Source organism: Rhodococcus sp. (in: high G+C Gram-positive bacteria), assembly GCF_049591685.1.
Classification (GTDB): domain Bacteria; phylum Actinomycetota; class Actinomycetes; order Mycobacteriales; family Mycobacteriaceae; genus Rhodococcoides.
Map to the genome: position 1 here is coordinate 1 of NZ_JBAWFH010000563.1, position 7421 is coordinate 7421.

Genomic DNA, 7421 nt, shown 5'->3' on the forward strand with positions numbered 1-7421 from the left:
GCTGTACCAAAAACACTTTGGGCGCACGGGCGGCGAAGCCGCATCAGCCCGCGACGGCCGCACACACGCGGGTGATGACATCGGCGACGGCCGCATACTCCTCGGCGCGGGCACTCGATGCCCGATGTACGAGGCCCAGTCTGCGGCCGGGTTTGGGGTCGGCGAATTCCGCAACCCCGAGGGGGCCCTTGTGCGTCTCGACCGCCACGGCCGACCGCGGTATCAGCGTCACACCGAGACCACCTGCCACACACTGGACCACAGTCGCGAGCGAAGTAGCGCGTGTGTCGCTCGACGTCGGAGCGGCGTCGATGCTGCGGCAGAGATCGAGCGTCTGATCGCGCAGGCAATGCCCGTCGTCCAGCAGCAGCAGCGGTTGGCCCGCGAGCGCGGAGAGTGCGAGTGACTTCTTCCCGTCGAGGTCGTGCCCTGCAGGAACGATCATGACGAAATCTTCCGTGTACAAGGGGATTTCGACGATGCCGGATTCCTCGGTGGGAAGCGCCAACACGGCGGCCTCGATAGCGCCCGAGCGCAGGGACGCCAACAGTCGGTCGGTCTGATCTTCGACGACGAATGGCACTACCTCCGGGTACTCGCTGCGCAACGCGGGCAAGAGGGCGGGCAACACGTACGGCGCGACCGTCGGGATGAGCCCGAGCCGGAGCGGTCCGGACAGCCGGGCCCCGAGCCCGTTCGCCTCCGCGAGGAATCCGTCGGCCGATTCCACCGTCGACCGCGCCCGACCGAGCAACTGCGCTCCGGCTGTCGTCATCAACACCTTCCGAGTGCTGCGTTCGATCAGCCGCACGCCCAGTCCCTGTTCGAGGGACGCCAGTGCTTGCGACAGTGTTGGCTGGCTCACCTTCAACCGCGCTGCGGCCGTGCCGAAGTGCCGATGTTCGGCGACCGCGACGAACGCACGCAGCTGTGACAGCGTGGGTTGATAGCTCTCATCAGGCATGCCTATCAGTCTAGTGCCACCCATCACCTTTACCTTTCGGCTCACTTTTGGCACACTCGTACAGGTCAGCGACGGCGATTCGTCATCGCCCTGTAGCCGACTACCCCACACATACGAAACCGCGCGCACTGTCGTGCGCGCACATGTGCAGCACTACTCGAGGAGACCACATGGCCCTGTTGACAATCGGAGATCAATTCCCCGCGTACAACCTCACCGCCGTCATCGGCGGTGACCTGTCCAAGGTGAATGCACAGCAGCCCGACGACTACTTCACCACCGTCACCAGCGACGACCACGCAGGCAAGTGGCGCATCGTGTTCTTCTGGCCGAAGGACTTCACGTTCGTGTGCCCCACCGAAATCGCGGCCTTCGGGAAGCTGAACGAAGAGTTCGCCGATCGTGATGCCCAGGTTCTCGGCGCGTCCGTGGACAACGAGTTCGTTCACTTCCAGTGGCGTGCACAGCACGACGAGCTCAAGACGCTGCCCTTCCCGATGCTCTCGGACCTCAAGCGTGAACTCGCAACGGCCACCGGCGTTCTCAACGCCGACGGTGTCGCCGACCGCGCAACCTTCATCGTCGACCCGAACAACGAAATCCAGTTCGTCTCTGTCACTGCGGGTTCCGTCGGCCGCAACGTCGACGAGGTTCTGCGTGTTCTCGACGCGCTGCAGTCGGACGAGCTGTGCGCATGCAACTGGAAGAAGGGCGACCCGACCATCGACGCAGGCGAACTGCTGACGGCGAGCGTCTGACATGAGCATCGACACCCTGAAGAACTCGATCCCCGAGTACGCGAAGGATCTCAAGCTCAACCTGAGTTCCATTGCGCGATCGACCGTCCTGAACGAGCAGCAGCTGTGGGGAACACTTCTCGCCACCGCCGCCGCCACCAAGTCGGCGACCACGCTGAAAGAGGTTGCCGAGGAGGCCGCGGACACCCTGTCCGCCGAGGCCTACAACGCAGCGCTCGGCGCGGCTTCGATCATGGGTATGAACAATGTGTTCTACCGCACCAAGGGCTACCTGGACGGCAAGTACGATGACCTTCGCGCCGGTCTGCGGATGAACATCATCGGCAACCCCGGCGTCGACAAGGCGGACTTCGAACTGTGGTCGCTCGCAGTGTCAGCGGTCAACGGCTGCAACCACTGCCTCGAAGCACACGAGAAGACGCTGCGCGACGAAGGCGTCGACCGTGAGGTCATCTTCGAAGCGATTCGTGCCGCGTCCATCGTCGCGGGTGTCGGACAGGCCATCGAGGCCGGCCGCATTCTCGACGGCGCGACCGTCTAGCAGTTACAGATCCGAGAAGGCCCGTACGCAGCACGCGTGCGGGCCTTCTCGCGTTCGTCGTCACTCGAGTGGAGTACATTCTGCGTTCATGAGTATCGACGTGACCGTCGTCCGTGTCTTCACCGACCGCCAGGGTGGGCTCGGGAACCCCCTCGGGATCGTCTCCGCCTCGGAGGTGGGCGAACCGGATCGTCAGGCGCTCGCCGCCGAATTGGGCTTCAGCGAAACCGTGTTCGTCACACCAGGCGCCAACGGACGTGCGGCAGCAGCGATCTACACGCCCGCCGTCCAGCTACCGTTCGCAGGGCACCCGACGGTCGGCGTGTCGTGGTGGCTCCGCGAGCGGGGCACGACAATCGACACCCTGTCCGTACCTGCCGGTGACGTCTCCATTCGCTACGACGAGGACCTCACGTGGGTCCGCGCGGCCGCTTCCTGGACACCGGATTTCGTCTTTCACGAGGTCGCCTCGCCCCGCGAAGTGCAGGCCGCGGACCCGTCGGTGTTCGCCGGAGGCAACCACTATGTATGGGCCTGGGCCGACGAAACCGCGGGGACGATCAGATCTCGTATGTTCGCGCCGGAGATGGGCATCGTCGAGGACGAGGCCACCGGCGCGGCAGCCGTGCGCATCACGGACGCGCTCGGGCGTGACCTCGTCATCGAACAGGGCCGCGGAAGCACCCTCGTCACCACTCTGAACGGCCAGTGGATCGAGCTTGGCGGGCGCACCGTCGCCGACCGCACGTTCAGCGTGTGACCGCGGCGTGGTGCACCGGAACGTCGACGGCGATCTCCGCGCCCAATGTCACACCGGGCGCCAAGGGCAGCCGATCGCCGCTCCAGAACTTGCCCGGGTCGAACCAATTGGCCTTCTTGTTGCCGACCAGTAGGCCCATCGCGTCGTACGTCATGGCGACGACCTCGGCGCAGTAGGCAGTTTCCAATGCTGCGGACGATTTTCCGCGTCCCCGGGTGCCGGGGATACGTCCCTCGAACCACCGGCCCGCAAGTTTTGCGGTCGTCGGGAACGCGGTGCCGTCCATCCGCGCGATCGTGCGCAGCAGTGCATCTTCCTGCTCACGAGTGACGGGGGTGTGCAGTTGGCGCAGCCAGGACCGTTGCTCGTACTTCCCCGACCACTGCAGCACTGCAGCACGCATGTCGTGCAGTTGCACTCCGCGCTGAAACTTTCCGGACCACATGTCCTGCAACGTTTTTCCGAGCTCGGCGTGCCACATCAGCGGCGGAAGATCGTCGAGAACGACCGCCATGCCGACATGGTTGACCGGACTGTTGGTCAGCGTCTGGATGGCGCGATCGGCAGCCGAACGTCCTCTGAAGATCCAGATGTCACCCGTCCGGCACGCATTGAGTGCCGTCGTCAGATCGATGTGCGACGCAGTCATGCAAGCAGCCTATGCGGCAGTACGCTCGAACGATGAAGCTGTGGAAGATCCTCGGTCTGGCGGGAGTCGTCGGTGTCGCTGCCACGGGCGCTCTGGTGGTCAAGTCGGAGCGCACTCGACGCGCATACGAACCGGACGAGGTCCGCAGCCGACTGCATCAGCGCCTCGCCCAGACGAGCGAGAAGGCCGAACCCGTTGCACCCGAGCCGACCCGGATGCAGCGGTGGCGGAAGCGCCTCAGCCGAGCGCGGTAGAGATCCGGTCGGCGAGTTCCTCGACCTCCGCGTCCGTCATGACGAACGCGGGCGAGATCTGCATCGCACCCTGCCCTGCGGCACGACCGGAGACGCCGTGCTTGCGCAGCGTCTTGACGAACGGCAGGGCCTCCGCAGGGTCCTCCATCTGCACTGCGGCCACAGCGCCGAGACCACTGCGGACTTCACGGACGCGCGCGTGATTCGCCAACGGGGCGAGGTGACGGTGCAGCGACGACTCGAGCCGTGCAGCTTCGTGCAGCAGGCCTTCGCGCTCCATGATGTCGAGGTTCGCCATGGCAGCAGCGGCGGCACCGGCGTGGCCCCCGTAGGTGTAACCGTGGCGCCACCACACACCACCGGCGAAGAACGGTTCGGCGATGTGCGGCGCGATGAAGACCGCCCCCATCGGGACGTACCCAGAGGTCAGGCCCTTGGCCGTCGTCATCAGGTCCGGCTGCAGATCGAAACGCGTCGACGCGAACCACGAACCACCGATTCGACCGAACCCGGTCACCACCTCGTCGGCGACGAACAGCACGTCGTTGTCGCGACAGATCTGACGAACTTCGCGTAGGTACCCCTCCGGCGGGAGGTAGACGCCGCCTGCTCCGATGATGGGTTCGCAGAAGAAGGCGGCGACCTTGTCGGCCCCCACTTCTTCGATGAGCGAGAGGAGACTCTTCGCGTCGTCCCAGGCGACGGTTCGAGCATCCGGCATCAGCATGCCGTAGTTCTCGTGGTTGACGGCGATACCGGCAAGCGATGTACCCGCGACATGCATGCCGTGATAGGCCTTCTGGCGACCGACGATCAGCGTCTTGTTCGGCTTGCCCGCCTCGTGCCAGTAGCGCCGAGCCAGTTTCGCCGCGGTGTCGATCGAATCGGATCCACCGGAGGTGAAGAAAATCTTGCTTCCGGGAACGGGAGCGATGGCGGCGAGCCGCTCCGCCAGAGCCAAGGTGGTCTCCGGGGCGAAATCTCCGAAGTTGGAGTAGTGCGCCAGCGTTCCGAGTTGCGCTGCCACTGCCTCGGCAATCTCGGTTCGGCCGTGGCCGACGTTGGTGAACCACAAGCCCGCGGTCGCGTCGAGATACTTGTTGTCTTCGCGGTCGAAGATGTACGCGCCGTCACCGCGTGAGACGACGAACGGACCCGATGCGCCAACGGCACCCATGTCGGCGAACCCGTGCCAGAGCGCACTTCCATGGGTTTCGGGGGAACGATGGGGCTCGCGCGTCGGCTCGGCGGAAGACATGCGTTCGAGCTTAGTCGGAGCCTTTTCGGCGTCGGAGCCGCCCGACCGCGTTGACCGCAAGCGCCATCATCACGAACGCCACCGTGAGAACGACGAGACCGACGGCCATCTCCAGGTAGCCCTGGGTGCGCGGATCGAAGAACGGGTACGGGTACCAGTCGACGATCGGTCCGCGGATCAGCGTGTACACGCTGTACACGAGCGGAAAAGCGAGCCACAGCATGGCCGTTCGTTCCGAGATGCGGCGGCGGGCAGGGACGACAACCCAATCGGTCAGTAGCACCACCGGCATGATTCGATGCACGACGTTGTTGGTCCACGCGTCTGCGACTCCCACATCGATGTTCACCAGAAGCACTGCGTACACGATTCCGGTGATCACCATGTAGAGCGTCACGGCGCCGCGGACGAGCTGCCAGCGCGCGCCCAGCGGATCGACCAGACCACCCACCGCCAATACGACGACGGCCGCCACATTGCTGAGAACGGTGAAATAGCTGAAGTAGTTGACGACCGAGAACGTCGGCGAGTCGAGACCCGCCGCCAAAATGTCAGCCAAGGCCACCGCCGTCAACACCGCGAAGGCAACCCTTGCCGCCCTGATCGGTATTGCAGTGCCGGTGGCGGACTTGGAGCTCGAACGCGGATCCATCTCCGACGAATCGGGGTGCACGGCCATAGCCGATCTTTGCACACCCCAGGCGACTGCAGCGGTGTGTCGACACGCGATTATCCTGGGCAGGAGAATGCCTACTTCATCTGCTTCGGACCTTCGACGCTTGCTCCTGAACCGTCTGACCGACGTAACCCTGCGCGACGAGCACCGCCTACGCCGCCGGCTGGACCGGGCGCGCACAGCCGACGCCGTGGCGGCGGTCGAGCGAGACATCGAACGCGCCGAAGCCGTCGTATCCGGTCGCCGGGCCGCGCTGCCACACATCGAATACCCGGAGACATTGCCGGTCAGTATGCGCAAGGACGACATCGCCGCAGCCATCGAGCAGCACCAGGTCGTCGTCGTTGCGGGCGAGACCGGATCGGGCAAGACGACTCAGATACCGAAGATCTGCCTCGAACTCGGGCGCGGCATCCGCGGATCCATCGGGCACACCCAGCCGCGCCGGCTTGCCGCCAGAACGGTCGCCGAGCGTATCGCCGAAGAGGTCGGTGAGGAGATCGGCGAATCTGTGGGCTACAAAGTGCGCTTCACCGATCAGTCCTCCGACTCCACCCTGGTCAAACTGATGACCGACGGCATCCTGCTCGCTGAGATTCAACGCGACCGAATGTTGCGCCAGTACGACACGCTCATCATCGACGAGGCACACGAGCGCAGCCTCAACATCGATTTCATCCTCGGCTATCTTGCTCAACTCCTCCCCCGACGCCCTGATCTGAAGATCGTCATCACCTCGGCCACCATCGACCCGGAACGGTTCGCCCAGCACTTCGCGCGCGACGGGCGCCGCGCGCCGATCATCGAGGTCTCCGGACGAACGTTCCCCGTCGAGATGCGATATAGACCACTGACGGTCGACGTCGGAGACACCACGGTTGACCTCGACCCCGTCGACGCCACATGCGAGGCCGTCGAGGAACTCATGGGCGAGGGCGACGGCGACATCCTTGTCTTCCTGTCCGGCGAGCGCGAGATCCGCGACACGGCCGACGCCCTGGGCGACCGAAACTTGACCAATACCGAGGTCGTACCGCTCTACGCACGCCTCTCGGCGGCCGAACAGCATCGAGTGTTCACCCCACACAGGGGGCGTCGAGTCGTGCTGTCCACGAACGTCGCGGAGACGTCGTTGACGGTGCCCGGCATTCGGTATGTCGTGGACCCCGGCACCGCACGCATCTCGCGATACTCGTTGCGCACCAAGGTGCAACGCCTCCCCATCGAACCCATTTCGCAAGCCTCGGCACGTCAGCGCGCCGGACGGTGCGGCCGCGTCGCCGACGGCATCTGTATCCGCCTGTATTCGGAGGACGACTTCGAGGCCCGACCGCAATTCACCGAGCCCGAGATTCTCCGCACCAACCTTGCGTCGGTCATTCTGCAGATGACCTCGCTCGGTCTCGGAAAGATCGAGCAGTTCCCCTTCGTCGAACCGCCCGACCCACGGAGCATTCGCGACGGCATCGGATTGCTCGAAGAGCTCGGTGCACTGAAGCCTGCGACGCCGAGCGGGGAGGCCGAGCTGACGCCTATCGGGCGCGAACTCGCTCAGCTACCC

The 7421-nt window shown here is 64.8% G+C and carries 9 protein-coding genes; 5 read left to right on the forward strand and 4 right to left on the reverse strand.

Translation table 11 applies throughout. The features are described from left to right. Positions 1-43: 43 nt before the first annotated feature. Entirely contained in the window at positions 44-964 is a 921-nt protein-coding gene (locus tag WBQ44_RS23130; protein ID WP_495568992.1) for a hydrogen peroxide-inducible genes activator, read from the reverse strand. A 170-nt stretch (positions 965-1134) separates the two neighbouring features. Between WBQ44_RS23130 and WBQ44_RS23135 the strand changes: the two genes are divergently transcribed. The 3 genes from WBQ44_RS23135 to WBQ44_RS23145 all read left to right on the forward strand — a co-directional run bounded on the left by WBQ44_RS23135 (position 1135) and on the right by WBQ44_RS23145 (position 3023). Further along, complete coding sequence (locus WBQ44_RS23135; RefSeq protein ID WP_495568993.1) at positions 1135-1722, forward strand: peroxiredoxin; 588 nt, start codon at positions 1135-1137, stop codon at positions 1720-1722. A 1-nt stretch (position 1723) separates the two neighbouring features. Beyond that, complete coding sequence (gene ahpD, locus WBQ44_RS23140) at positions 1724-2263, forward strand: alkylhydroperoxidase, AhpD family (RefSeq protein ID WP_495568994.1); 540 nt, start codon at positions 1724-1726, stop codon at positions 2261-2263. Between the two features lie 88 nt (positions 2264-2351). Next, a complete protein-coding gene (locus tag WBQ44_RS23145) occupies positions 2352-3023 on the forward strand; it encodes a PhzF family phenazine biosynthesis protein (protein ID WP_495568995.1) in 672 nt (223 codons plus the stop codon). On the opposite strand, the gene WBQ44_RS23150 is transcribed toward WBQ44_RS23145, so the two are convergent. Continuing rightward, the gene (locus tag WBQ44_RS23150; RefSeq protein ID WP_495568996.1) at positions 3013-3672 is read right to left on the reverse strand and encodes a hypothetical protein; all 660 of its coding nucleotides are present in this window, start codon (positions 3670-3672) and stop codon (positions 3013-3015) included. The genes WBQ44_RS23145 and WBQ44_RS23150 overlap by 11 nt on opposite strands. Before the next feature lie 32 nt (positions 3673-3704). Here WBQ44_RS23150 and WBQ44_RS23155 point away from each other — a divergent pair, with 32 nt between their 5' ends. Beyond that, complete coding sequence (locus WBQ44_RS23155) at positions 3705-3926, forward strand: hypothetical protein (RefSeq protein ID WP_495568997.1); 222 nt, start codon at positions 3705-3707, stop codon at positions 3924-3926. On the opposite strand, the gene WBQ44_RS23160 is transcribed toward WBQ44_RS23155, so the two are convergent. After that, entirely contained in the window at positions 3910-5184 is a 1275-nt protein-coding gene (locus WBQ44_RS23160; protein WP_495568998.1) for an aminotransferase family protein, read from the reverse strand. The genes WBQ44_RS23155 and WBQ44_RS23160 overlap by 17 nt on opposite strands. 10 nt (positions 5185-5194) lie before the next feature. Further along, on the reverse strand, positions 5195-5836 hold the full coding sequence (locus tag WBQ44_RS23165; protein WP_495569000.1) for a Pr6Pr family membrane protein: 642 nt from the start codon (positions 5834-5836) through the stop codon (positions 5195-5197). A gap of 94 nt (positions 5837-5930) precedes the next feature. On the opposite strand from WBQ44_RS23165, the gene hrpA reads away from it, so the two are divergent. Next, positions 5931-7421: ATP-dependent RNA helicase HrpA (gene hrpA, locus WBQ44_RS23170; RefSeq protein WP_495568999.1), on the forward strand; the 1491-nt coding region annotated here is incomplete at its 3' end.

Bases quoted from the DNA above. Each gene is read 5' to 3' on its own strand.
- WBQ44_RS23145 (WP_495568995.1), top strand. From the start codon at position 2,352: ATGAGTATCGACGTGACCGTCGTCCGTGTCTTCACCGACCGCCAGGGT.
- ahpD (WP_495568994.1), top strand. From the start codon at position 1,724: ATGAGCATCGACACCCTGAAGAACTCGATCCCCGAGTACGCGAAGGAT.
- WBQ44_RS23150 (WP_495568996.1), bottom strand. From the start codon at position 3,672: ATGACTGCGTCGCACATCGATCTGACGACGGCACTCAATGCGTGCCGG.
- WBQ44_RS23165 (WP_495569000.1), bottom strand. From the start codon at position 5,836: ATGGATCCGCGTTCGAGCTCCAAGTCCGCCACCGGCACTGCAATACCG.
- WBQ44_RS23130 (WP_495568992.1), bottom strand. From the start codon at position 964: ATGCCTGATGAGAGCTATCAACCCACGCTGTCACAGCTGCGTGCGTTC.
- WBQ44_RS23160 (WP_495568998.1), bottom strand. From the start codon at position 5,184: ATGTCTTCCGCCGAGCCGACGCGCGAGCCCCATCGTTCCCCCGAAACC.
- WBQ44_RS23155 (WP_495568997.1), top strand. From the start codon at position 3,705: ATGAAGCTGTGGAAGATCCTCGGTCTGGCGGGAGTCGTCGGTGTCGCT.
- WBQ44_RS23135 (WP_495568993.1), top strand. From the start codon at position 1,135: ATGGCCCTGTTGACAATCGGAGATCAATTCCCCGCGTACAACCTCACC.